Annotated in this window: 19 protein-coding genes; 11 read left to right on the top strand and 8 right to left on the bottom strand. The window is 67.7% G+C overall.

Features of this window, described 5'->3' with window-relative positions; genetic code table 11:
• The first annotated feature begins 66 nt into the window (after nucleotides 1-66).
• Together MRBLWO13_RS02965 and MRBLWO13_RS02970 are read left to right on the top strand one after the other, a co-directional pair.
• Nucleotides 67-1,257 carry an aminopeptidase P family protein gene (locus MRBLWO13_RS02965; protein WP_341976298.1) on the top strand — a complete coding sequence of 397 codons (1,191 nt, stop codon included), beginning with the start codon at nucleotides 67-69 and terminating at the stop codon, nucleotides 1,255-1,257.
• Nucleotides 1,254-2,159, top strand: a complete 906-nt coding sequence (locus tag MRBLWO13_RS02970) for an alpha/beta hydrolase (RefSeq protein ID WP_341976299.1) — start codon at nucleotides 1,254-1,256, stop codon at nucleotides 2,157-2,159. The genes MRBLWO13_RS02965 and MRBLWO13_RS02970 overlap by 4 nt, the downstream gene beginning before the upstream one ends.
• Here the strand turns inward: MRBLWO13_RS02970 and MRBLWO13_RS02975 are convergent.
• From MRBLWO13_RS02975 to MRBLWO13_RS02990, 4 genes are read right to left on the bottom strand one after another with little or no spacing between them, the layout of a single operon-like run.
• Nucleotides 2,136-3,407, bottom strand: coding sequence for a Gfo/Idh/MocA family oxidoreductase (locus MRBLWO13_RS02975; RefSeq protein ID WP_341976300.1), 1,272 nt, complete (start codon nucleotides 3,405-3,407; stop codon nucleotides 2,136-2,138). The genes MRBLWO13_RS02970 and MRBLWO13_RS02975 overlap by 24 nt on opposite strands.
• A complete protein-coding gene (locus tag MRBLWO13_RS02980; RefSeq protein WP_341976301.1) occupies nucleotides 3,404-4,222 on the bottom strand; it encodes a carbohydrate ABC transporter permease in 819 nt (272 codons plus the stop codon). The genes MRBLWO13_RS02975 and MRBLWO13_RS02980 overlap by 4 nt, the downstream gene beginning before the upstream one ends.
• Complete coding sequence (locus MRBLWO13_RS02985; RefSeq protein WP_341976302.1) at nucleotides 4,219-5,142, bottom strand: sugar ABC transporter permease; 924 nt, start codon at nucleotides 5,140-5,142, stop codon at nucleotides 4,219-4,221. Before MRBLWO13_RS02985 ends, MRBLWO13_RS02980 begins: the two co-directional genes overlap by 4 nt.
• 2 nt (nucleotides 5,143-5,144) lie before the next feature.
• Nucleotides 5,145-6,467 (bottom strand): extracellular solute-binding protein, encoded by a 1,323-nt coding sequence (locus MRBLWO13_RS02990; RefSeq protein ID WP_341976303.1) that lies wholly within the window; start codon nucleotides 6,465-6,467, stop codon nucleotides 5,145-5,147.
• Between the two features lie 124 nt (nucleotides 6,468-6,591).
• Here MRBLWO13_RS02990 and MRBLWO13_RS02995 point away from each other — a divergent pair, with 124 nt between their 5' ends.
• From MRBLWO13_RS02995 to MRBLWO13_RS03010, 4 genes are all read left to right on the top strand, one after another.
• Nucleotides 6,592-7,692 carry an ROK family protein gene (locus tag MRBLWO13_RS02995; RefSeq protein ID WP_341976304.1) on the top strand — a complete coding sequence of 367 codons (1,101 nt, stop codon included), beginning with the start codon at nucleotides 6,592-6,594 and terminating at the stop codon, nucleotides 7,690-7,692.
• 96 nt (nucleotides 7,693-7,788) lie between these two features.
• Nucleotides 7,789-9,075, top strand: a complete 1,287-nt coding sequence (locus tag MRBLWO13_RS03000; protein WP_341976305.1) for a glycoside hydrolase family 16 protein — start codon at nucleotides 7,789-7,791, stop codon at nucleotides 9,073-9,075.
• Nucleotides 9,076-9,129: 54 nt separating this feature from the next.
• Nucleotides 9,130-9,768, top strand: coding sequence for a hypothetical protein (locus tag MRBLWO13_RS03005; RefSeq protein WP_341976306.1), 639 nt, complete (start codon nucleotides 9,130-9,132; stop codon nucleotides 9,766-9,768).
• A 41-nt stretch (nucleotides 9,769-9,809) separates the two neighbouring features.
• Nucleotides 9,810-10,847: an FUSC family protein gene (locus MRBLWO13_RS03010; RefSeq protein WP_341976307.1), complete on the top strand. Its 1,038-nt coding sequence runs from the start codon at nucleotides 9,810-9,812 to the stop codon at nucleotides 10,845-10,847.
• An 82-nt stretch (nucleotides 10,848-10,929) separates the two neighbouring features.
• Here the strand turns inward: MRBLWO13_RS03010 and MRBLWO13_RS03015 are convergent, their stop codons facing one another.
• On the bottom strand, nucleotides 10,930-11,964 hold the full coding sequence (locus MRBLWO13_RS03015) for a GGDEF domain-containing protein (protein ID WP_341976308.1): 1,035 nt from the start codon (nucleotides 11,962-11,964) through the stop codon (nucleotides 10,930-10,932).
• Nucleotides 11,965-12,056: 92 nt separating this feature from the next.
• Here MRBLWO13_RS03015 and MRBLWO13_RS03020 point away from each other — a divergent pair, with 92 nt between their 5' ends.
• Nucleotides 12,057-12,797, top strand: a complete 741-nt coding sequence (locus MRBLWO13_RS03020) for an EAL domain-containing protein (protein WP_341976309.1) — start codon at nucleotides 12,057-12,059, stop codon at nucleotides 12,795-12,797.
• On the opposite strand, the gene MRBLWO13_RS03025 is transcribed toward MRBLWO13_RS03020, so the two are convergent.
• Both MRBLWO13_RS03025 and MRBLWO13_RS03030 read right to left on the bottom strand, forming a co-directional pair.
• Nucleotides 12,759-12,965 (bottom strand): hypothetical protein, encoded by a 207-nt coding sequence (locus tag MRBLWO13_RS03025; RefSeq protein ID WP_341976310.1) that lies wholly within the window; start codon nucleotides 12,963-12,965, stop codon nucleotides 12,759-12,761. The genes MRBLWO13_RS03020 and MRBLWO13_RS03025 overlap by 39 nt on opposite strands.
• Nucleotides 12,962-14,392, bottom strand: coding sequence for a glycosyltransferase family 2 protein (locus tag MRBLWO13_RS03030; protein ID WP_341976311.1), 1,431 nt, complete (start codon nucleotides 14,390-14,392; stop codon nucleotides 12,962-12,964). Before MRBLWO13_RS03030 ends, MRBLWO13_RS03025 begins: the two co-directional genes overlap by 4 nt.
• Before the next feature lie 145 nt (nucleotides 14,393-14,537).
• Here MRBLWO13_RS03030 and MRBLWO13_RS03035 point away from each other — a divergent pair, with 145 nt between their 5' ends.
• From MRBLWO13_RS03035 to MRBLWO13_RS03045, 3 genes are all read left to right on the top strand, one after another.
• A complete protein-coding gene (locus MRBLWO13_RS03035) occupies nucleotides 14,538-16,271 on the top strand; it encodes an acyltransferase (RefSeq protein ID WP_341976312.1) in 1,734 nt (577 codons plus the stop codon).
• Nucleotides 16,272-16,393: 122 nt separating this feature from the next.
• Entirely contained in the window at nucleotides 16,394-17,062 is a 669-nt protein-coding gene (locus tag MRBLWO13_RS03040) for a DNA alkylation repair protein (protein ID WP_341976313.1), read from the top strand.
• Nucleotides 17,063-17,326: 264 nt separating this feature from the next.
• A complete protein-coding gene (locus MRBLWO13_RS03045; RefSeq protein ID WP_341976314.1) occupies nucleotides 17,327-21,682 on the top strand; it encodes an endo-alpha-N-acetylgalactosaminidase family protein in 4,356 nt (1,451 codons plus the stop codon).
• 149 nt (nucleotides 21,683-21,831) lie between these two features.
• Here the strand turns inward: MRBLWO13_RS03045 and MRBLWO13_RS03050 are convergent, their stop codons facing one another.
• Nucleotides 21,832-23,607, bottom strand: a complete 1,776-nt coding sequence (locus MRBLWO13_RS03050; RefSeq protein WP_341976315.1) for a beta-galactosidase family protein — start codon at nucleotides 23,605-23,607, stop codon at nucleotides 21,832-21,834.
• A gap of 92 nt (nucleotides 23,608-23,699) precedes the next feature.
• Between MRBLWO13_RS03050 and MRBLWO13_RS03055 the strand changes: the two genes are divergently transcribed.
• A complete protein-coding gene (locus tag MRBLWO13_RS03055; protein ID WP_341976316.1) occupies nucleotides 23,700-24,728 on the top strand; it encodes a substrate-binding domain-containing protein in 1,029 nt (342 codons plus the stop codon).
• The last annotated feature ends 126 nt before the right edge of the window (nucleotides 24,729-24,854 follow it).

Consider the following 24,854-nt stretch of genomic DNA (forward strand, 5'->3'; position numbering starts at 1 on the left):
ATCTGAGACGAGAAATACGACGAGTGTCGCAGACGCGATCCTCGTCGGAGCGGTGACGATGGTCGAGTGAGCAACGACGCAGATCTCCCCTTCTCCCGCGACGAGTACGCCGACCGACTTCGACGCATGCGACGAGCGATGGCAGACGCCGACGTCACGGTCGCCATCCTCACCGCCCCCGACACGATGGCGTGGCTGACCGGCTATCGCGTCCGCTGGTATCGCCAGCACACGTCGACGTCGATGCCGCCGGCGCAGTGCATCGTCGTGCACGTCGAGGAGGGAAGCCCGTTCATCATCGATGCCGGCTACCACGAGGAGCTCGCTCGCACCGGGACTGTGCTCGACGACGTCCGCACGCTCCCCACGTCCTCGGAGATGCACGAGGCGTCACTCGCCGACTATGTCGCCTTCCTCGCCGACCAGATACGCCCATGGGCGGGCACGCGGGTGGGGATGGAACGGTGGAGCTGCATCCCGAGCCCCGCCGTCGCCGACGTCGTCGACGCCACGCTCGAGGGTCTCGGATGCCGCATCGTCGATGTCACGCTGCCGTTCCGCGGCATCCGGCGCCTGAAGAGCTCCGCCGAGATCGGCAAGATCGAACAGGCGCAGGCGGCGACGGATGCCGGCATCCGCGCGATCCTGGCGGAGGCCACTCCCCAGACGACCGAGCTCGAGGCGTGGGGCATCTATTCGCTGGGCATGGTGCGCGCGGGCGGGGAGCCGGCGGCGCTGCACGAGACGGTGGCCGCAGGCGCCACCGTCTCCGCCTTGCACCGACTCAGCGGGCGTACAGCCCTCGGCTCCGGCCCGGTCGTGCATCCTGACATGGCCTCGTCGGTCGACGGATACCACGCCAGGGCCACCCGACCGCTGATGTTCCACGAGGTCTCCGATGAGAGCCGGCGTCAGGTCGCCATCGCCGCCGGGGCGTACGACCTGGTCCTGCAGTACGGGAAGGTCGGCGCACCGTGGGGACAGTTGATCGGCGCCCTTCGCTCCTACTTCGCGGACAGCGGGGCGCCAGGTGCCGGCTCAGCCGCGTACGAACTCGGGCTCTCCGTCGCACCCACCGACTTCGTCGGTGAATTCACCTGGGGGATGGACGATGAACGAGACGACGTCATCGAAGCGGGACTCGTGACGAACTTCGAGTCCTGGACGTCGCTGATCCTCGTCGACACCGTCGTCTTCGAGGAGGCCGGTCCTCGATTCCTCTCTTCACTGCCGCGCGACGTACTGGAATTCGCATGACCGCGGCGCCCTGGAATGAGCAGTTCGTGCTGCACACCGCGGCAGGTTCGATCCGCGTGCGCGAGTGGGGTGATCCCGACGGCCCTCTCGTCGTCTTCCATCACGGCACGCCGAGCAGTTCGATCGCCGTTCCTGGCGGCTGGGGCGGTCCTTCCGCGGCCGGCGTCAGGCTGTGCTCGTACGACAGGCCAGGCTATGGCGGCTCACCTTCGCTGCCGGGGCGAACGGTCGCCGATGCTGCGGAGTGGAGCGCACGCATCGCAGACGCTTGCGGTGCGGATCTTTTCGCGGTGATGGGCACATCGGGTGGGGGGCCGCACGCCGTCGCAGCCGCCGCGCTTCTGCCGGAGCGGGTGACTGCGCTCTGCGTCGACGTGGGTCTCGGCCCCGCGCGACTCGGCTTCGACGCCGCGAGCCGGATGGTGGACGAGACCGTCGCCGAGATCGATGCCGCGCGCCGAGGCGAGAACGCGCTGCGCGAGCATCTGGGATCGCTCGGCCCCGGCACGGATGCCTTGAACGACTGGATGGCTCGACTGCCCGAGAGCGATCGCGAGGTGCTCGGCCGTGCCGATGTGCAACACGAGGAAGCGGTCGAGGCGACGGAGTGGGCCGTGCACGGCATCGACGGCTGGGTGGAGGACGACCTCGCATTGTTCAGCAGGGAGTGGGCATTCGACACAGACGACGTGCGGATGCCGACAAGGCTCATTTACGGCGGTGCCGATGTGCTCGTTCCTGCGTCGCACGGCGAAGCCTGGCTCGAGTTGATCCCGCACGCGGAGATGCACCTCGTGCCCGGCGGCGGGCACTGGCTGCGCGACCACGAGGTGGAGGCGCTCCGCTGGTGCCGCGGTAAGGCCCGGGCTGCCGCGCGGTCATCCGGTCACGTGCGCCACTGACACGACGGCGTTCGTCCGCCGCGCCTCTTCGGCGAGCCAGACGACCCGATGGGTCGCGAGGCTCTCCTCCGGCCCGGACAGCAGGACCGATCGGTCCCCGGTGCGCACGGCGTGAAGGAATGCCTGCACGAGAGCATCATCCGCACCGCCATGACCGTCGGCCGCGCTGGCGTTGCCCCGCGATTCGGGAACGACGTCGTACTTGCGGTCCTCGACGAAGTCATGGACCACCAGCGTGCGCCCATCCCCCTCGATGCTCCCGGCTGTTCCGAACAGACGGGTCTTGCGGAAGTCCAGCTCCGTGAAGGCCGTGACGGTGAAGGATGCGGTGACGCCGCCCTGGTACTCGATGTTCACGACCTGATGATCGACGACATCGTTCTGTCCGTCGAAGACGCAGCGGCCATATGGGCCGTCCCGAAGAGCGCGATCGATGCCGGATGCCGTGACATCGGTGGTGAGCACGGCGAGTGGCCAGCGCTCGAACGTCTCATCGCCGAGGAAGCCTCGGTAGATCTTCGTCGCGGAGTAGGCGCAGGTGTTCTGCAGCGGACAATCCAGGCAGCGTGCCGTCGCGTTGGCCGGCTTGCTCTCCGGCCGGAAGTGCAGGAGGCTCCCGAAGGACGACACCCGCTCGACGGGAAGCCCCACGACGTACGACAGCCAGTCGATGTCGTGGCTGCTCTTGGTGAGCAGCATCGGACCGGAGTCCTCCTCGCGAGCCCAGTTGCCCCGCACGTACGAGTGGGCGAAATGCCACCAGCCGATCGGCTCGAGGTGCTCGACCGAGACCAGACGGCCGATCGCCCCCTCATCGAGCAGCTTCTTGAGGGTCTGCGAGTAGCTCGAATACCGCATCACATGGCAGACCGCGAGCATCACTCCGGCCTCCTCAGCCGCCGCCACGATGCGCGCCGATTCCTCCTCCGTCGGAGCCATCGGCTTCTCCAGCAGCAGGTGGTATCCGGCGTGAGCGAGGCCGATCGCCGGCTCGGCGTGGAGCCGGTCGGGAGTCGAGATGACGACCGCGTCCGCGATCCTCGCCGGCAGCGCGGCGATCTCCTGCCACGTGTCGTAGACGATCACGGGCTGCGCGGAGAGCTCCGCGAGGAATGCCCGCAGCCGCGCTTCGTCCGGTTCGACGACGGCGGTGATCAGCGCACCCTCGGCGACCGCGCGTCGCGCATAACCGGTTCCTCGTGAGCCCGCGCCGATGATGGCGAGACGGGTGGGGACGGCGGCGGTCATTTGAGAGCTCCTTGAACGAGCCCAGCGACGAATTTGCGCTGGAAGATGAAGTAGAGGACGACGATCGGCAGGATGACGATGAGGGTTCCGGCGGCCAGCAGCGGGATGTTCTCGCCGTACTGCTGGACGAAGGTGCCCAGGCCCGACGGCGCGGTGCGGCGGGCAGGATCGCGGATCAGGATGAGCGCGAGCAGGAACTGGTTCCAGGCCCACATGAACGTCAGCAGGGCGTACGTGATGATGGCCGGCCGCGCCCCCGGGATGAGGATCTGCACGAGCGTGCGGAAGCGGCCGGCGCCGTCGAGCTGCGCAGCCTCGATGATCTCGGCAGGCACGGACTCGAAGTGCGTCCGCATCCAGAAGATCCCGAACGGCATGAACGCGCCGACCAGAGGCAGGATGACCGCCCAATAGGTGTCGATGAGTCCGGTCGACCTCATCGCGAAGTACAGCGGGATCACGATCGCTTCGTAGGGCAGGGTGAGACCGGCGATGAAGAAGGCGAAGAGCGCCCCCTTCGCGGGCATCCGCATCGTCCCCATCGCGTAGCCGGCGAGCGTGGAGCAGATCACCGCGATCGGCACGACCACCACGGCGATGATCGCGCTGGATGCGAGGAGGGATCCGAAGCCGGCCATGCTCCACGCCGTGAGGAAGTTTCCCCACTGCGGGTCGGTGGGCCAGGTCAGCCGCGGGACCAGAGTGTCGGCGGGCTGCAGAGCGGCCGAGACCAGCGCGAGGAAAGGGAGCACGACGCTGAGTGCCGCGACCAGGAGGAACGCCGCGGAAAGGATGCGGGAGGCGGGGGATCTCATGCGTTGCGCCTTCCGGCTCGGCCGATGAGCGCGACGAAGACGAGGATGATCGCGCTGAGGACGGTGGCCAGCGCGCACGCGAGACCGACCTCGTTGGACGTGAAGACGAGCTTGTAGATGAGCACGCCGGGGACGATGGTCTGGTATCCGGGACCTCCACCGGTGGTGACGTAGACGATGTCGAAACTCGCGAGCGCAGAGATGAGGGTGACCGTGGCCGCGACGACGATCTCGGCCCGCACGCCTGGCACGGTCACGTGCCAGAACTGCCGGATCGGTCCGCAGCGATCCAAGCGCGCGGCTTCGTAGAGCGAGGGATCGATCTTCTGGATGCCGGCGAGCAGAAGCATCATGCAGAGCCCGGTCGTCACCCAGGTGCCGATCACGCCGACGGCGGGATAGGCCCAGGTGAAGTCGCCGAGCCACGCACGCGCCACGTCGCCGAGGCCGATCGCGGTGAGGCCCTGGTTGATGGGCCCGTCGGCTGCATAGAGATACCGCCAGATGACGCCGACGGCGACGAGCGGAAGGATCTGCGGAAGGAAGAGGATGGTCCGCACCAGTCCCGATCCGCGCCGAGGGCGGGCGGCGATCACCGCGGCGATGATCAGGCCCAGGATGACGGGGAACACCGTGTAGAACACGATGAACCCGAGGCCGTTGCGGAGCGCGGTGAGCAGGCGCTCGTCGGTGACGACCTTGACGTAGTTCTCGACACCGGCCCATGTGGCCGCGCCGATGCCGTCCCAGTTCCAGAACGAGAGCCAGATGCTCTGCACCCAGGGCGCGACGATGAAAGTTCCGTAGAACACGAACGCCGGAAGGATGTAGAGGAGTGCGCTCCAGCCGCGGCGGGGGCGGCGAGGGGAGCCGGCGATGTGCGCCGACTCCCCCCGCGTGCGGGACAGCGATGTCGTCATGGTCAGCCCGCGTGCGCCTTCGCCCAGTCATCCTGGATCGATGCCAGGAAGTCGTCCACCGAGAGCTGCCCGGCGATGAGCTGCTGGGTGCCCGCCTTCAGCGTGTCATTCATCGTGGCCGTGGCGTTGTTGTTGAACGCGACCAGTCCGTCTGCCTCGGCGACCTTCGCCCAGGAGGCGACGATGTCGCCCTGGAGGGTCCCCTCCTCGGCGACGGCGACGGTCGGGTCGTTCGGCATGAACCCCTGAGCGAACTGCTGCTCGCTCGCCTCTGAGGATCGCAGGAAGTCGAGGAACGCGGCCGCTTCATTCGGGTGCTCGCTCTGCGCCGAGATGGCGTAGGCGACCGACGTGCCGATTCCGGTGACGTTCGCGCCGGGGAAGGGCAGGAAGCCCGCACTTTCACCCAGCCCGTCGCCGATCTTGCCCGCATCCCAGATGCCGTCGACGAGGAACAGCCCCTTACCCGCGATGAAGTTGTCCACCGCACCCTGCAGATCCGTGCCGTTGGCTGTCGTGGCATCGCCGAGGTACCCGGCCTTCTGCCAAGCGGCGAGCGTCTCGGCGGCGGTGCGGTTGGCCGCCGTGTCGAAGGTCTCCCCCTCGTGACCGAAGGCCCAGGCGTTGGCGTCGTCGGCGCCCGCTTCACCCTGCCCGAGGAGCTGGACGATGAAGGCCGCATGTCCCTCGGCATTGCCGAGCTGGACGGGCAGCGCACCAGCGCTGCTCGCCTTCTCCAGAGAGGCCTCGAGTTCCGCCAGCGACGTCGGCGCCGTGATGCCGAGCTGTGCGGCGAGAGCCTTGTTGTAGTAGACGCCGACGAGCGAGAAGCCCGCCGGCGCTGCGACGAGAGCGCCGCCATCGCCGAGGGTCGATCCGTCCTCGGCCACGCGCCACTGGTTGAGCTGGTTGGCGGGGAAGAAGTCGTCCCATCCGTAGAGGCCGGCGTAGTCGTCGAGGGGCAGCACGAGTTTGTTCTTGACGGTGTTGGCGACCGCGTTGAGCAGCACGATGTCCGGGGACTGATCGCCGGACAGGTTCAGGTTGACGCTCTGGTTGTAGTCGTCGTAGTTCGTCTGCGAGTACTCGATGGCGATGTTCGGGTGTTCGGCTTCGAAAGCCGCGATCGTCGCCTCGGTGGCTGCGCCGGACTCGGGGGTGGACATCAGGGTGAGGGTGATCTCGTCGGTGGTCAGCTCGGTGCTGGCCTCGATGTCGGCTGCGCTGTCGTTGGTCGTCGCGCCGGGAGCGCAGGCAGTGAGAGCGATGCCGAGAAGCGTGCTCGCCGCGAGGGGCGCGAGCACGAGTCGGGTGCGTCGTTGCATGTGATTGTCGCTTTCCAGGTGAGGGGAGTCTTTATTTTGCAACTCTCCGTGGTAATTCCCCAAGATAGGTCACCACCTGCAGGCTGTCAAGCCGCATGACGCGCGGATGTGATAGTCAGGAGACGTGACATCCCCCGCGCTCGGAACCGACCTCGCAGCAATGCGGCGCCTCAATGACCAGGCCGTGCTGACCACGCTCTGGGACACGACCGAACCGATGACGGCCACCCACCTGGCCGCATCGACAGGACTCTCCCGCACCACCGTCGAGGCCGTTCTCTCCGGAATGCTCGAGAACGAGCTGATCCGCGCCGAGCAGCTGCGACCGACCCGTGCCGGCCGTCCGGCACGCGGATATCGGCTCGCCGCTGATCGCGGCATCGTCATCGGGATCGACATCGGCCCCCACGGCATCGCCGGCATCGCCGGTGATCTGCGCGGCACGGTCTGCGCTCCCCACCGCCGCATCGAACAGGACCTCTCCGGCGGCGAAGACGCGGTGACCGCGATCCTCGGCGTCGTGGGCGCATTGCTCGCGGAGGCGGGGAAGTCAGCCGACGATCTCGCCGCGCTCACCGTGGGAATCCCGGGCATCGTCGACGCCAACGGCCACCCGGTGAAGACGACCGTCGTGCCCGATTGGCTCGCGATCGACATCGACGCGCACCTCCGGCGGGCGTATCCCCAGACGACGATCTTCTTCGACAACGACACCAAGCTCGCGGCGCTCGCAGAGATCGAGAACGGCACGATCGGCTCCGACGAGACCGCCGTGGTCCTGCGTATCGGGAATCGGATCTCGGCCGCGTCCGTCGTGGACGGGCGGGTCGCACGTGGCGCTCACGGCGCAGCCGGCGAGATCGGCGCCCTCGGCCGCGTGGCGTGGCCGCAGGCTCAGGAACGACTTTCCGCTCGAGCCGCGGGAGGCATCGAGACCCTGTTCACCGGCGGCAACGATGACGCCGTGGCCGAGTTCGCCGCCGGGATCGCCGACGGCCTCGGCGCGCTCGTGCTCGCGATAGACCCCCATGCGGTCGTGGTCAGCAGCAGCATCCCCGAAGGGTCCGGTCGGATCGCCGACGCCCTGCGGGTCGAGCTCTCGGAGCGCGCCCTGTTCATCCCCGAGCTCCGCGCGTCGACTCTCGGGGCAGCGGCACCGTGCCTCGGAGCTCTCGCGGTGAGCAGCGCCTCCGGTCGCGAGCAGCTCTTCGCACACACGTCTTGACAATTACGTAAGAGTCCGGGTTAATTGTCCTCGTCGGACCGGCGCACCCCCGCGACCCTCCGATCTATCGATCAAAGTCGATCCTTGAGGAGCAAGATGATCCGCCGAACATTCCCCCGCAGACTCGCGGCGGCTGCGGTCGCCGCGACCGCCCTGAGCGCCCTCGTGCTCGCCGCCCCGCCGGCATGGGCCGCCGATACGCCCCCGAATCCGGTCGACAAGCCGGGCTACACCCTGGACTTCAGCGAAGAGTTCAGCGGGACGACGCTGGACACCGACAAGTGGCTGCCCAATTACCTCCCGCACTGGGTACCGGCCTCCGACATCGCCGACACAGCGGCGCGGTACACGATCTCGAACGGCACCATCAAACTCCGCGTCGATCAGGATCAGCCGCCGTGGAACCCCGACCAGGACGGCACCGTCGTGTCTTCGGCGATTCAGACGTACAACCAGAACAACTGGCATCCGTTCAACGGCAGTGCCGTGAACCGGAACAACCTTCCGACGTTCAACGGCTACTCGACCAAGTACGGGTACTTCGAGGTCAGGGCGAAGAAGTCGAACGCGGGCGGCGGCGGCCATCAGGCCGTGTGGCTCGTCGGCACCAACACGACGGGCGGCCAGGCCGAGATCGACTTCATCGAGACGTTCTTCAGCACCCCGACCAATTGGCGCATCGCGGCCTACGGCTGGGGCGACCCGAACTTCCTGAGCTCGTGGCACCTGTCCAACGTCCCGGTCTCCGGCTCACCCACGACCGAGTTCCACATCTACTCGATGGACTGGACGCCCACCGAGCTGAAGTTCTACTACGACGGCCAGCTGGTGAAGACGATCAACGACGCCCCGAACACGGCCATGGGCATCATCATGAACATCTACACCGGCGCCGGCTCCGGCCAGCCGAACGACGTGTGGCCGAAGCAGTGGGAAGTCGACTACCTGCGCGTCTACAAGGACAACGCCGGGTACACCGAGGCAGTGTCTCCCACCTGGAAACTCATCAACAACCGGCACAGGGCAGGAGCCGTCAACGTCGAGCCGAACGACGGCCTCGTCCGGTTCGGTGAAGTGCCCAGCACCTACTGGAGCGCGCAATGGGTTCCGGAGACGACGGCATCAGGTGCGATCAAGTACCGCAACCGATGGACGAACCAGTACCTCTACGTGAACGGCACGACCGTGCGTCACGGCACCGCCGCAACGGCGGGAACGGCGGCCGAGTGGTCGGCGCCGTCTGCGGGCAGCGGCTACGTCCGCATCCAGAATGCGTCCGGCGCCCTGCACGTCGAGAACGGCAACGGCAAAGTCGAGTTCGGCAGCGTGCCCAGCACGTGGTGGTCCTCCCACTGGCAGCTGAACGCCGCACCCGCCAACTGACGATCCGCGAACCGGGAGGAGGGCTGACGGCCCTCCTCCCGTGAGGAGCACATCATGAAGAGCATCCGTTCGAGCAGACTCGTCTCGATCGCCATCGCCCTCGCGGTCGCCTCGGTCAGCGCCGCAGGACTGTCGGGGTGCACCGATACGCCGCCGGCGGCATCCCCCCAGGCCGATGCGAGTCCCACCCCGCGATTCGACCCCGACGCCACGCTGTGGACCATCGCATCGACGGGGGAGCAACTGGACCTCGAGGATGCCGACGTGCAGGCGTTGCAGAAGGTCGTCGCGCTCCACTCCGGAGCATCCGACAATCGGTCGCCGGGTACCGCCACCGCGTCGGTCGCGGCCGAGACGTCGTACTTCACCCCCGCGTTCGCCGAGAGGCTCTCCGTACAGGGATACAACGATGCCGTCGTCGCGCTGTACGTCGACAACGATCTGACGATCGAGCAGACAGGGGTCGCGTGGATGCCATCGAGCATCGATGCCGACCGCGAATACGCGACGGTCGGATTCGAGTCCCTCTTCCAGATCGTCGGCGCATCGGAAGGATATCTTCATGAGCTCGACGTCGCAGCCGGAACCCAGCTCGCCCAGCCGCGCGAGTACACGCTGACGAAGGTCGACGGGCAATGGCTCATCGACGACATCGCGAAGGGGCCTCTTCGAAAGACGACGGGCGCGCCCTAGCGATCCCGGGGGATGCAGCATGCACGGCTAGCGTTATCGGCATGCGCCTCCCTGCCACGATCCGCGCTGCGAAGCGGGCCCCGCTGCTGCAGGTCGTGAAATCCGCCGCGGCGACGATCGCCGCGTGGTTGCTGGCGGGCTGGGCGTTTCCCGGGCAGCTTCCGGTCTTCGCCGCGATCGCCGCGCTGCTGGTCGTGCAGCCGAGCGTGAACCAGTCGCTGTCGAAGGCGCTCGAGCGCAGCATCGGTGTCATCGTCGGCGTCGTCATCGCCGTCGCTCTCGGTCTGCTCCTCGGATCCCCGAGCTGGATCGTGCTCCTGGCGATCGTCGTCGCGATGCTCGTCGCGTGGGTGCTCAGAGCGACTCCTGGAACCGGCAACCAGGTGGCGATCTCGGCGATGCTCGTCCTCGCCCTGGGGTCATCCAGTCCGGAGTACGCCATCGCGCGCATCGTGGAGACGCTCATCGGCGTCGTCATCGGCATCGTCGTCAATGCGCTCATCGTCCCGCCCGTACTCATCGCGCCCGCCCGGCGCGACCTGGGGCTCCTCGGCGCCGAGCTCGCCGCAAGCCTCGACCGCCTCGCCGACGCGCTTCCGAAACCGCAGAAGTCGGCGGCTCTGCAGGAGCTGATGCTGGAGGTGCGCCTGCTGCGGCCGATGAAGGATGCCGCCGAAGCATCCATCGCCGCCGGCGAGGAGTCCCTGACGCTGAACCCGCGCCGCTCCACGCACCGCGCCGACCTGCAGGAGATGCGCGCTCTTCTGGAGAAGATGTCACCGATCGTCACCCAGGTGATCGGGATGACGCGCGCCTACTTCGATCACTACGACGATGCGCTCGGCGAGGAGCCGGCCGTCGCGGCGATCGCGGAACAGCTGCGGCGCGCGGGGCACGATGTGCGCCTCGCCGTGCAGATCGCCGAGGTGTCGCCCGACCCCGAGACTCTGACCTCGTCGATCCCCGCGCTGACCGCGCCGCTCGTCATCCGCCCACCATCATCGGCGCACTGGATTCTCGTCGGCTCGCTGATGGAGGATCTCCGGCGCATCCGCGGGCAGCTCGTCGGGGAGGACTGAACTCGAGTTCAGAGAGCGCGAACGGCTGGATCTCAGCCCGAAATGGAGCCGTTTGCGCTCTGCGAACGCCGGCGACCTGTCGTCAGAGGAGCGGATCGGCGTCGTTGCGCTTGTCGTCGTACATCGCCTGATCGGCGCGGATCAGGGCGGTGTCGACGGTGTCACCGGGGTTCATCTGCGCGACTCCCCACGACCACGGATGCGTCGCGAACTCGCGGAGCCGATGCATCAGCAACCTGGCCTCTTCGGCGTCCGTCTCCGGCAGCAGCATCGCGAACTCGTCACCGCCGAGTCGGCCCACGATGTCGGACGAGCGCGAGAGCGACATCCACTGCGCGGAGAGCGATTTGAGCACGAAATCCCCTGCCGCATGCCCGGCCCCGTCGTTGACCGACTTGAACTTGTCGAGATCGAGGACGGCGATGCTGACCGGGCGATCATGACGGGCGGCACGCCGGAACTCCATCCCGGATTTCGCCACGAAGCCGCGACGATTGAGCGCGCCGGTGAGCTCGTCGGTGTGCGATTCGAGCCGGATGCGGTGGCGGACGAAAAGCCCCGCTTCCAGGCAGAGCCAGGTGAACAGGGCCGCACCGAAGAGATTCACCGGCCCCAGCAGGGCATTGGTCCCTTCGACGGCTGTCGTGTACGGCCCGTAGACGATCGCGCCACCGACGAATGCAAGGATCGCGAGTTCGCCGAGCCGCGCGATACGGGCGCCGTAGAACCACGAGAAGTACATCGCCATGAGCGGAAGCTCCTGCAGCGCGGCGATGGCGTTCTGCCGTTCGTCGGAGAACCCGAGGTAATAGGCCGAGACGACCGCGTGCGCGACGACGAGGGCGATTCCGGTCCAACGCGCGAGTTCCACCCCGAAGAAGGCGACCATCACGACGAGAGCAAGACAGATGCCGAGAATACCGATCGAGAGCACCTGCTCGAACAGGGTGAGATCTTTCTCGAACAACTCGAAAGCGCCCAGGGCGGCGAACAAGAGGGCGATGGCGGCTGTCACCACGGAATAGGTCGACGTGCGCTCGCGCACATGCCGCAACCATCCCGTCCGCAGCCAGCGGAGATCCTCCGCGTCAGCAGCGCGGATGTCCTGGACGACCATGTTCCTACTCCCCCCGGCGCGTTCTGACACCGTCCCGACATCCAGGCTAGACGCTCCTCCGGTGAAGACGCTGTCCGGAGCTACACTGAACCGTGCCAAACCACGCCAGCCTCGACGCCGAGGGTGCCACGACGCGCATGACGATCGTTTTCCAGCCGATCGTCGACCTCCATCTCTGGCGCGTCGTCGGTTTCGAAGCACTCGCCCGCTTCGCAGACGGCGCTCCGCCGCCCGCCCACCTCGCCAGGGCAGAGGCCGCCGGTTCCCGGGAGGACCTGGAGCTCGACCTGATCCGCAACGCCGTGAGCGCTGCGGTCGCCTTGCCCTCTGACGCGTTCGTCACCCTCAACGCCTCCGGCTCCACCATCCTTCGGCCAGAGATGGCCGAGATCCTCGAACCCTGTGCGCGCCCCTGGGGACTCGAGATCTATGAGGGGGCGACCACCGCGAGCCTCACCGCCGTGCGGGAGCGGGTCACCGGTCTCGGCGGACAACTCCTCGTCGATGACGCCGGTGCAGCCAGCGCCGACGAGGCGAGGATCACGACGCTGCGCCCCGACGTCGTCAAGATCGATCGCGCCCTGTTCTGGCAGGTCGCCGACGACGACACAGCGCGGGGCGTGCTCGAAGGCCTGCTCGCCGCGGCGCGCGAAAGCGGCGCGAAGATCCTCGTCGAAGGCGTCTCCGACGATGACGAGGTCGAACGGGCGCGCGCTCTCGGCTCGGATCTCGCGCAGGGCTTCCATCTCGGGGTCCCCACCCCGGCCGAAGACGTCGCCGAGATGCTCGCCGAGCTACACCGGCGCGTCGGGGTGGATGCTCCGGGTCTCTGACCGTCGGCTCGCGCCGCGGTGGCGACGCAGCCGCACCTTCGGGAAGATCTTGATGCTGCCGAGCACCACGTAGATCACCGTGTTGATCGCGACGAACGTCGCCAGTACGCCGAACCAGTCGGAATACAGAACCGACTCCGGCAGCAGGAATCCGGCGGGTGCGATCATGCGACGACCGCCTTCTCGGCTCCGTGGTCGACGTGCTTCCAGGTGGCGCTTCGCCCGAAGGCGATCTCGAACACGCCCCGGAGGAAGGCGAGGTTCAGGAAGCAGTCGTACACGAGCTCGGGGAACACGAGCATCGCGATGATCCTCGCCCGCCACCCTCCGCGCCAGACCGTGACGGTGCGCTCGATCGAGAAGAGCACTCCGATGCCGATCCAGAACGGGAACCACACCCATGTGTCCATCGCGACGATCATCAGGATGATCAGCGCGAAGTACGTGAACAGCGCGAGCACGCCGTAGCCGATGCCGATCTGCTGCGCCCAGTAGCGGAGGGTCTGCGGTGTCACTCCGTAGGCTCCGAGGTTCTCGAGGGCGCCGCGCTGCCAGCGCAGACGCTGCGCCCACAGCATCCGCCAACTGGGCATTAGCTCGGTCACCACCGAGCAGGCGGTCGGTGAGATGGTGAGGCCGCCGAGCGACTTGATCGCGATCGTGAGCTCGTTGTCCTCGGTGAGGGCGAAGGTGTCGTAGACCTCGCCGTGAGTGCCGGGCAACTCTGTGCCTCGGGCGTCCGCGACGGCGCGCAGCGCTGCCGAGCGGAACACGGATGCCGTGCCGGTGAGCACGAAGACGCGACCATCCCGGCGGCGGATCTCGCGCTGGTAGCGGGTGTACTCGTTGCGCTGGAACTGACCGAGGAGGCCGTGGCCTTCCTCCCCTTCGAAGAGGCCCCCGACAGCCATCAGGGCACGATCGTCGCTGAAGCGGCGCATCGCCTCGGCGAGGAAGTCATCGCCGATCTGGCTGTCGGCATCCATCACCATCACGGTGTCGTTGTCACCCAGATCCGGCAGCAGATCCTGCAGCGCCTGATTGAGGGCGCCGCCCTTCTTGTGCGTGTTCCCGACGGTCTCGAAGACCTCGGCACCGTGCTCTCTGGCGACGGCGACGGTGCGATCCGTGCAGTTGTCGGCGACCACGACGACTCGGGCAGGGGGCGACGTCTGCTGCTGCAGCGACCGGAGCGTGAGCGGCAGCGAGGCCTCTTCGTTGTGCGCGGGGATCAGCACCGTCACCGTCACATCGCCGGCGAACACCCCGCGGGTGCGTTCCATCACCGCGCGCGGCGCGAGCGGGAGCCCGGTCACCTCGGTGTCGGCACGGCGATAGCGGCCGGCGACCACCCGTTCGCTGATCACGACGAAGAGCACGAGCAGCAGGGCGATACCGACAGCAGTGGCCAGCACGCCGAGGTGAGGCAGCTCGGTGCTGTAGAGGATCTTCCACGCACCGGCGAGGGTCAGCTGCGCCGGCTCCCAGAGGACGGGCGGATCGGTCACCGCGATCCCCCACCACAGCAGCCCGGCGGCGAGCAGCACGATCACGATCACCGCCAGACCGACGGTTCGTTGGAAGAACCTGTTCACGACGTCACCCCTCACTGTGAGCGCGAGCGCTCACCCTCCCCCCGCCACGATGTCATGGACGGACGCCGCCTGCCAGTCGACGGATGCTGTTACCGCGATCATTCGTCGTTGACTCTCCGGCGCCGCCGCGCACACAATGAGGATCATGACTTCCCCGGCGTCGACGACGACCATGACCGACGACCCCAAGCTGCTCGACTACAACGCCTGGCTCTTCCAGTCTCAGGCGACAGACGAGCAGCGCGCCGGCCAGGCAGAGCGCCAGGCGGCGATCCTGGCCGCGGCCGAGGGCACGATCGCCTCGGAATGTTTCATCTCGGAGCTGGCCATGGTGCAACCCACCCGGTTCCGCCTCGGCGACCGCAGCTATATCGCAGCCCACGCCTATGTCACCGGCAGCATCGCCATCGGCGCGGACTGCACCGTCAACGCCTTCACCGTGGTGCGCGGAACCGTGACGCTCGGTGACGGCGTGCGGATCGGCGCCCACACCTCGATCCTGGGCTTCAATCATTCGATGGCCCCTGACCGGCCAGTGCACAAGCAGCCGGGAACCGAGATCGGCATCACGATCGGAGACGACGTCTGGATCGGCTCCAATGCGGTCATCGTCGACGGTGTGACGATCGGGAGTCACGCCGTGATCGGTGCCGGATCCGTGGTGACCAAGGACGTCGCGGATTGGGCCGTCGTCGCGGGCAACCCGGCGCGGTTCATCCGGGATCGTCGCCAGACGAAGCCCGCCCGGGGCGCAGCGCGCGCGGAGACGGCTGCTCTCCTGGCCGAGTTCTCGGCCCGGGCGCGAGATCAGCGCGAGCAGGTGCTCGACCACTATTGGCAACCCGAGGCGCTGGCTCCCGACGGAACCCCGACCGGTCGCTTCTTCGACCCGCAGACGGGTCAGCCGACTCTTCGGGCGCATGCGGATGCTGTCGAGATCTCCTTCCTGCTGAGCGATGAACCTCCCGCTCAGCTCAGCGCGCACGACCACGTCGAGCGCCTCCGGCAGAACCAGGATCCGCTGACCGGGCTCATCCCGCTGCTCGCGAGCGACGGTCTGCATGGCCCCGCTCCGACCGGATGGGAGCTGGGCGAAACGCACTATCACGTGCTCAGCCAGGGCTACGCGCTCGATCTGCTCGGCGCCCGATTCGAGCATCCGATCCGCGCGATCGAGACGATGAGCACGACCGACCTGATCGATTCCTTGAACGCCCTGCCGTGGCGCGATCACGGGTGGAGCGCCGGAGCCACGGTCGATGCCCTGGGCACCGCGATGCTGCGCAACTTCCTCGCCGAAGGCGAGCGCTCGACCCGGTCCACGGCCCACTTCGATGCGCTGATCGGTTGGCTGGTCACACACGCGCACCGCGAAACGGGCATGTGGTCGCGCCCCCGGCAATCCGACGGGATGCTGCAGCCGGTCAATGGTTATTACCGGGCCACCCGGGGCACGTTCGCACAGTTCGGCATCCCGGTGCCACATCCCGACCGGGCCATCGATGCGGTCCTCGAGCACGCCGGAGACCGCCGTCACTTCGGTCCCGGCCGGACCACTGCCTGCAACGTGCTCGACGTGGCGCATCCGCTCTGGCTGACCAGCCGCCAGTCGGGGTATCGCCGCACCGAGATCGAGGCCTGGGCCCTGGGCCAGATCGGCATGGTCATCGACCAGTGGCGCAACGGGCGGGGATTCTCGTTCGCCCATGCACCGACGAGCGGCCCGACTCGGGCATCGCACCGACCGGGACTACAGGGGACGGAGATGTGGCTGGCCACGCTCTGGTACCTCGCCGACCTGTGCGATCTGGCGGAATCCCTGGATTATCGCCCCCGCGGCGTGCACCGCCCGGAGCCGGCCATCGACCTCTACACCTGAGGCGTTCCCGGCCGACCATCACCTTCGGCCCGGCCGACCATCCGCTTCAAAGAGCGCAAAGGGCTGCATCTGCGGCCCAGATCGAGCCCTTTGCGCTCTGCGAACCGGCCTACCCTGGTCCCATGGCCGAAATGACCCTGCCGAAGGCCCTCGCCGAACTCGCCGCCCTCGAAGACCCGAAGATGCGCGCCGCGAACGAGAAGCGCGGCGACGATCATGGCATCAACCTCAGCAGGATGCGTGCGCTCGCGAAGCGCGTCAAGATCGATCAGCCGCTTGCCTACGAGTTGTGGGCGACCGGTGAGACCCCGGCCCGACTGCTGGCCCTCCTGATCTGCAAGCCCCGCGAATTCACCGCCGACGAACTCGACGCGATGCTCCGCGAGACGGCGGCCCCGAAGGTGAACGACTGGTTCGTGAACTACGTCGCGAAGAAGACGCCGCTCGCCGAGGAGCTGCGACGGCGCTGGTTCGAGGACGCCGACCCGACTGTCGCCGCTGCCGCATGGTCGCTCACCACCGACCGCGTCGTCAAGAAACCCGAAGGGCTCGACCTCGAGCGTCTGCTCGACCTCATCGAACGCGATCTGAAGGACGCGCCTGCCCGCCTGCAGTGGTCGATGAACGAGTCCCTTGCCCAGATCGGCATCCACCATCCGGAGCACCGCGCCCGGGCGCTCGAGATCGGTGAGCGCCTGCAGGTACTGGCCGACTACCCCACTCCGCCCGGATGCACATCTCCGTTCGCCCCGCTCTGGATCAACGAGATGGTGCGCCGCCAGGAGCGCTGAGTTCCGGCATCCGCGCGGGTCTTGGCCCGGAGACCCACCGTGCTTCGGCCTTTCACGGCCCCGGTGCGCCGTCCCGCTGCGTCCCGTCGGCGTTCCACAGAGACCACAGGACGTCTTCGCACCTTCGGCGCCCGCGTGGTTGCGATAACAGTAAGCCACATTCACGATTGATTTCCCGGCTCCGTAGCCTTGTTTTCGCAAACATTTCCTGCAACGATCAGTGACGATCCGACTTCCGGATGCTGATTCGAAGGAGAGCCAGTGATGAATCCCCCGAACCGCCCGAGGCGGCGACTGACCGGAATCGGAGTGGGCTGCGCGCTCGTCGCCGCCGGCCTCTCGCCGTTCGCCGCGTCCCCGGCCTGGAGCGCGGAGGCCTCGGCCGATCTCGTGCTCCGCACGGGCACCCTGGAAGTACGTGCGTCCAGCGGCTTCCCCCAGGTGATCACCTACACCGACCGCGACAGCGGAGCCGTGATGAACGGCAACGACACCGCGCTCACCTCACTCGAGATCAACGGCACCGCACACGCGGTCGAGGTCACATCGGAGAAGACGAGCAAGAACAGTGCGCGGTACCAGATCACTCCCGGTGACCTGCCGGGTGTCCGGCTCACCGCCGAACTCAGCGTGAAGAAGAACGTCGTCACGCTCGCGATCACCGAGATCATCGATCCCGACGGCGTGGTCAAGAGCCTGCGCATCCCGGGGCACAACCTCGTCACCGTCTCGTCCGCCGAGCCGGGAGCCGCCGTCGCCGCGGCCAATCTCTCCGTCGACCGCAACGCCTCCGGCGACGTCTTCCTGCCGGTCACGGCCGAGACACCGCTCGATGCCGCACCGAAGTCGTCGAACACGATCATCGCGAACACCGGACAGCTGGCCGCCGCCTTCACCACGAACGCCCTGTACGACACCTCCTCCGGCCCTTCGCAGAAGGACTCGGGGAACTTCTGGCGCCAGGCCACGGCGGCCGACGGCCAGGTCGAGGTCGGAATCTCCAGCGGACAGTGGCTCTATCGCGCCGCAGAGTCCGAAGCGACGGAGGAGCTTCCCTGGGTCAAGGTCGCCATCACCCCCGACGCCAACTCCGACGATGTCGTGGACTGGCAGGACGGCGCCATCGCGCTGCGCGGCATCCGCACAGCTCCGAACAAGGGCGACCAGACGCCGGACAACGTCATCACGCACATCCCGTTCAACTTCGCCTCGCAGGCGACCCACCCGTTCCTGCGCACGCTCGACGACGTGAAGCGGATCTCGCTGGCGACCGACGGCCTCGGGCAGGTCGCGATGCTGAAGGGCTACACCAGCGAGGGCCACGACTCGGCCAACACCGACTACGGCGACAACTTCAACGAGCGCGCCGGTGGACTGGCCGAGCTCAACGAGGCCGTCGCGACCGGCAAGAAGTGGAACGCCTCCTTCGGCGTGCACATCAACGCCACCGAGATCTACCCGGAGGCGAACTCGTTCAGCGACGCGCTCGCAGACGAGGGCGCGAAGGGCTGGAACTGGCTGGATCAGTCGTACTACATGGACCAGCGTCACGACGTCGTCTCCGGCCAGCTCGATGAGCGCATCGGCGAACTCGCCGACGCGACCCACGACAACCTCGACTTCGTCTATGTCGACGTGTACTACCAGTTCGGATGGCTCGCACAGACCCTGCAGAACTCGCTCGTCGACCACGGCTTCCGCGTCGGGTCCGAGTGGGCCGACAAGCTCTCCGAGAACAACACCTGGTCCCACTGGGCCAATGACGAGAAGTACGGCGGATCGAGCAACAAGGGCGTCAACTCCCAGATCCTCCGATTCGTCAACAACACGCAGTCGGACGTCTGGAACCCGGACGCACGGCTCGGCACGAGCCACATCATCGAGTTCGAGGGCTGGACGGGCCAGAACGACTACAACGCGTTCACGAAGAACGTGTGGGAGGCGAACCTGCCGACCAAGTACCTCCAGCACCACGAGATCACCCGGTGGACGGACGAGGCGATCGAGTTCGAGGACGCCGTGCGCGTCACCGGGACCACCGCCGCCGATCGCTCGATCACCGACGGGGGCGCCGAGGTGCTTCGAGGCGACACGTACCTGCTGCCGTGGTCGTCGAAAGACAAGGACACCCGCGACAAGCTCTACCACTACAACCCGAGCGGCGGCAGCACCACCTGGCAGCTGACCTCGGAGTTCAGCGGCAACAGCTCGCTGCAGCTTTTCGCCCTGGGCGACAACGGCCGCACCAAGGTGGCCGATCTGCCGGTCACCGGCGGCGCTGTCACGATCGACGCGCAGCCCGGGCAGCCGTACGTGCTCGCGCCCGGAACGAAGACGGATGCCGCGAGCGCGCTTCCGCAGACCGCGAAGTTCGGGCAGCACACGCCGGTGCAGGACCCCGGCTTCAATGAGACCGACCTCGCCTCGTGGAACCCGCAGGGCGCGGCATCCGTCGAGCTCGATGGCCTCGGCCGACGTTCGGCCCTGCTCGGAGCCGGTGAGGCCGCGATCAGCCAGAAGCTGCGCGCACTCGATGCCGGTACCTACACCGTGAGCGCGTGGGTCGGCATCGACCCGGGTGCAACGCGCCCCACCACGCTCAGCGTGAAGGTGCCTGGGGGTGAGAACGGATCGGTGACCGTCGATGCTTCGACGATCACGAACACGGTGGCCGCCGACGAGTGGCACAGCACGAACCTGCAGCGCCTGAAGACCACGGTCACGATCCCGGAGGACGGCACGAAGCCGACGGTCACGATCGCGGCCGGCGCTGGCGACGCTTCGGTGCGCATCGACAACGTGCGCGTGATCAAGACCACGGGTTCCGAGCTCGGTGACGGTGTGGTCGTCTCCGAGGACTTCGAGAACGTGGATGCCGGTTGGGGTCCGTTCTTCAAGGGAGATGCCGGCGGTGTCACCGACCCGCGCACGCACATCTCCGAGCGGAACGAGCCGTACACGCAAGCCGGGTGGAACGATCGTCCCATCGACACGATCCTGAACGGCGACTGGTCGCTGATGGCGCACGAGGAGAACTCCGGGCTCGTCTACCGGACGTCCGACTACACCGTGCCCTTCGAGCAGGGCCACCGTTACCGGGTGAGCTTCGACTACCAGTCGACCCTCGCCGACGAATACGCCTGGGTGAACGGCTACGACTCGACGACCGGGCCGGTGGTGACGCAGACGACGCCGTTCGACACCGTGCGCGAGACGACTCGCTTCGAGCAGATCATCGACGCGAGCCCCTGTGGCGCGACGTTCGTCGGTCTGCAGCGGACGGGAGGCGGCGTCGCCGACCTGATCCTCGACGACTTCGTCGTGGAGGACTTGGGCCCGGCCGACTCCGTCCCCGCATGCGCCCAGTTGAGCGGCGACCTCGGACCGGACGTCGTGCAGCAGGGCGTTCCGCAGGAGTTCGTCACGACGTTCACCTCCGACGAGCCCGCTCCCATCTCGGATGTGGCGGTGACGCTGGAGCTGCCTGAGGGCTGGACGGCAGAGGCGAGGACCGCCGCTACCGCGGCCGAGCTCGCTCCGACCGAACGACTCGTCACGACCTGGAGCATCACCGCTCCGGCATCCGCTGACGGGGCGTATCCGGTGATCGCGAACGCGTCGTACCGCACGACGGTCGATCCGATCGGTGAGCGGAGCATCAGCGCGACCACCACCGTGCGCACCCTGCCCAAGCCGCCGCAGAGCGACGTGTTCGCGAGCGATCACGACTGGGTGCGGGCGACGAACGGGTGGGGTCCGGTCGAACCCGACCTCTCCAACGGAGAGCAGGGCGCCGGCGACGGCTCGCCGCTCACACTCAACGGGGTCGTCTACGAGAAGGGTCTCGGAGCACATGCGGCGAGCACCGTCCGGTACTACCTCGGCGGCTACTGCACGGCGTTCACCAGCTCCGTCGGCATCGATGACAAGCAGGCGACGCGCGGATCCGTGACCTTCTCGGTGATCGCCGACGGCCGCACCGTCGTCACCTCCCCGGTGATGAAGGCGACCAGCACGACCTTCGAGCTCAGCGCCGACATCACGGGCGCGCAGTTCGTCGACCTCGTGCTGGGCGATGCGGGCGATGGCGTCGGCAACGACCATGGCGACTGGGCCGATGCGAAGTTCCGCTGCTCGGACACCCCCGTCGACGGCGGAGATCCAGTCGCACCGAAGGGCACGGCGTTCGTCAGCGACCTCCCCTTCCTGAGCGAGACCAACGGGTGGGGGCCGATCGAACGGGACCTGTCGAACGGCGAGAACGCGGCCGGCGACGGCACGGCCCTCACCATCGGCGGAGTCGCTTTCGCCAAGGGGCTCGGCACGCACGCCGATTCCTCGGTGAAGGTCTACCTCGGCGGGGCATGCACGACCTTCACCGCCGTGCTCGGACTCGACGACTCGAAGGACGAGAAGGGAGAGGGCAACGTGATCTACAAGGTCTCGGGCGATGACGCTCTCCTGCATCAGTCGGCGGCCGTGCTGTGGAGCGATCCCGGCACGCCGATCGAGATCGACGTCACCGGCGTCGACGTGCTCGAGCTCGCCGTGGACCGCAACGGCGTGGACTTCAGGGACCACGCGAACTGGGCGGACGCGAAGGTGGTCTGCGCGCCGTAGTCGCGGAGCAGACGGAAGGGCGGATGCTTCGGCATCCGCCCTTCTTCGTGCCGTGAGCAACCAGCGCTCACGCGACGCGGGCGACCGTCCCGCATATGAGAACCGCCCCGAGGCTTCGACCTCGGGGCGGTTCGCTGTATCGCCTGCGCTCAGGAGCCGATGAACTCCTCGACCTCGCCGAAGCCCGGCTGCTCCCGGATCTCGACGACATCGCCGAGGCGATCCGTGTCGAGCACATGAATCTCATTCCGGCCCTCGCGCCACAGGGGCGCCGGGGCGTACAGCGTCTCCTGCGGGCCGATCTCCCAGTAGCGGCCGAGGAGGAAGCCGTTCAGCCACACCATCCCCTTCGCCCCGCCGGGGAACGCGAGCCAGGCGTCGGCGGGCTCGGCGATGTCGAACATCGCCGTTGCGACACCGGTGACCGACGCCGCTCCGGACGTCGACGGCGCATCCTGCGGGAGGATGCGGTGCGTCCAACCGTGCACGAAGCGGCGGCCGATCATCACGCCGTTCATGATGCCCTTGCCCTCGCCAGTGCGGGGTCCGTAGTTGATGCGGCCAAGGCTCTCGACGACGATGGTCAGCCGTCCGCTGCCACCCGCGGCCGGGAGGGCGAGCGAGGTCGAGCCATCGCGCTCGAGCACACCGAGTCGCTGCTCGTCGAGGAACACGATCGCACGGTCGTGCATCACGGGGACGCTGAGCGTCGCGTCGACGTCGAAGGTGCAGTCGGCCTGATACGCGACGAACCCGTCCTCCGCTCCGATCCGATCGAACGTGAGCGGTGCGGGCGCTTCGACGACGACGGATGCCGCGCCGACCGCATCCAGAAGCGAGGCCCGGGCGACCAGAGCGGCACGAGCCGCGGCCTGCCGACGGGGCGGCTCCGGGATCGCCGGGAGCGGCTCGGTGTGGAACGGCGCGAACGCCGCACGCAGCGCATGGAACTTCGCGTTCAGCGAGCCGTCCTCGCCGATGGGGGCGTCCGAGTCGTAGCTGGTGACGGTGGGCTGGAGGATGCCGTCGTGGTTCGCGCCGTTCCACAGACCGAAGTTCGTGCCGCCGTGAGCCATGTAGAGGCTCACGGAACCCCCGGCGTCCAGCAGCTCGTCCACGGTGCCAATCATGCTGTCGGCCGAACGAACGTGGTGACGCTCACCCCAGTGATCGAACCAGCCGCCCCAGAGTTCGCTGCACATGAGTGCGACATCGTCGGGCTTCAGCTCCTGGGCCTGGGCGACTCCGGTTCCGAACGTGAACGTGGGCATGGCACCTGCGACGCTGCCGTTGCGGACCATGTCCGCGGTGATCCCGTCTGCCGTGGTCAGCAGCTCGACAATGCCGCGCGCACGCAGTCCATCGCGCAGGTGCGTCAGGTAGGCGGCATCGCTCCCGAAGGATCCGTACTCGTTCTCGACCTGCACGGCGACGATCGGCCCCCCGTGAGCGGCCTGGAGCGGCACGAGCCGCGGCAGCAGCTCGTCGTACCAGGCGTCGACGCCGGCGAGGAAGATCGGATCGCTTGTCCGGACGGCCGGCGTCTGACCGCTGAGCCAGAACGGGATGCCGCCGTTCGACCATTCGGCGCAGATGTAGGGGCTCGGCCGGACGAAGACGTCGAGCCCGACCTCGCCGGCGATGCGGATGAACCGCTCGATATCGCGCCAGCCATCGAAGCGGACATCACCCTGGGTGCGCTCGTGGAAGTTCCAGGCGATGTAGGTGTCGACGGTGTTCGCCCCCATCGCGGCAAGCCGGCGCAGCCGGTCCTCCCACTGGTCGGGGTGCACACGGAAGTAGTGGATCGCTCCGGAGAGGATGCGATGCGGACGTCCGTCACGCAGCATCTCCCCGTCGCGCCACGTCAGCGTCGACGTGGTGCGGGCGGCCGCGTGTGCGGCCGGCATGAGGGTGTCGGTCATGAAGCTCCTGAGGCAGTGTTTGCGTTCACATTATCGCACCGCTGTCGCTCCAGCATCCCGTCTCTGCGCCGAATGATCGCTACCATGGGCCCATGTCTCCGCGCCGCGCCCCTGAGGATCGTGCCCCCAGCCAGGTGGATGTCGCCCGCCTGGCCGGAGTCTCGGCCCAGACCGTCTCCCGGGTGATGTCGGGACTGGACAACGTCCGTCCTGACACGGCCCGCCGCGTGCATTCCGCTGTCGAGCAGCTCGGCTACCGCGTGCACGCCGCAGCAGCCTCGCTCGCGTCCGGGCGCACCCGCATCCTCGGTGTGATCGTCGTCTCGACCGATCGGTATTCTTCGGCGGCCCTCGGCGTCGGCATCGAGCAGGCCGCGGCCGCGAACGGCTATACCGTCACCACAGCGGCCGTCGCCGATCACGCATCCGGCGATGCCTTCCTCGACGCCTTCGACCGCTTGGAACGCCAGGGCGCCGAAGGCATCGTGCTCGGCGTACCCGTCGAACTCGACAGCCCCTCGATGAGAACGCGAACACAGCGCACCCCGGCGACCCGCACCGATCGCGTCACCCTGGAGACCGGCGCGCCGCTGGCCGTGGACCAGAACGAGATCGCCCGGCTCGCCGTCGAGCACCTCCTCGATCTCGGACATCAGACGGTGTGGCACGTCTCCGGCGACGAGTACTGGGCCGAGACCGTACAGCGCCGCCAGGTCTGGGAGCAGGTGCTCACCGAGCGCGGCATCACGCCGCCGCCGGTCATCCCCGGCGATTGGACACCGGAATCCGGCTATCGCGCCGGCCGGACGATCGCCGCGATCCCCGGGGCGACCGCCGTGTTCGTCAGCAGCGACGAGATGGCTTTCGGCGTCATCCGGGCCCTGCACGAGGCCGGCCGGAACGTGCCGGAGGAGGTCTCCGTGGTCAGCGTCGACGACATCGCCCTCGCCGCCTACGCCTCCCCGGCGCTCACCACGGTGCGTCAGCCCTTCGAGGCGCTCGGCCGGGCCGCCGCGCTGCGTCTGATCGCCGAGATCGAGGGCACGGATCCGGTCGGCGACATCCCGCCGATCACCCCCACGCTCGTCGTGCGGTCATCGACGGCGCCGCCGCCCGCCTGAGCATCCGCCCGCCCCGCGGAACACGTGCATGCCCAAAACACAGATGCAGGTCGAAACCGTGCTTCTCGACCTGCATCCGAGATCTGAGCAGACAGGTGTACCGTCGCCGTCCTACGGGGATGTCGC

Origin of the sequence: Microbacterium sp. LWO13-1.2 (genome assembly GCF_038397725.1) — a bacterium.
Classification (GTDB): domain Bacteria; phylum Actinomycetota; class Actinomycetes; order Actinomycetales; family Microbacteriaceae; genus Microbacterium.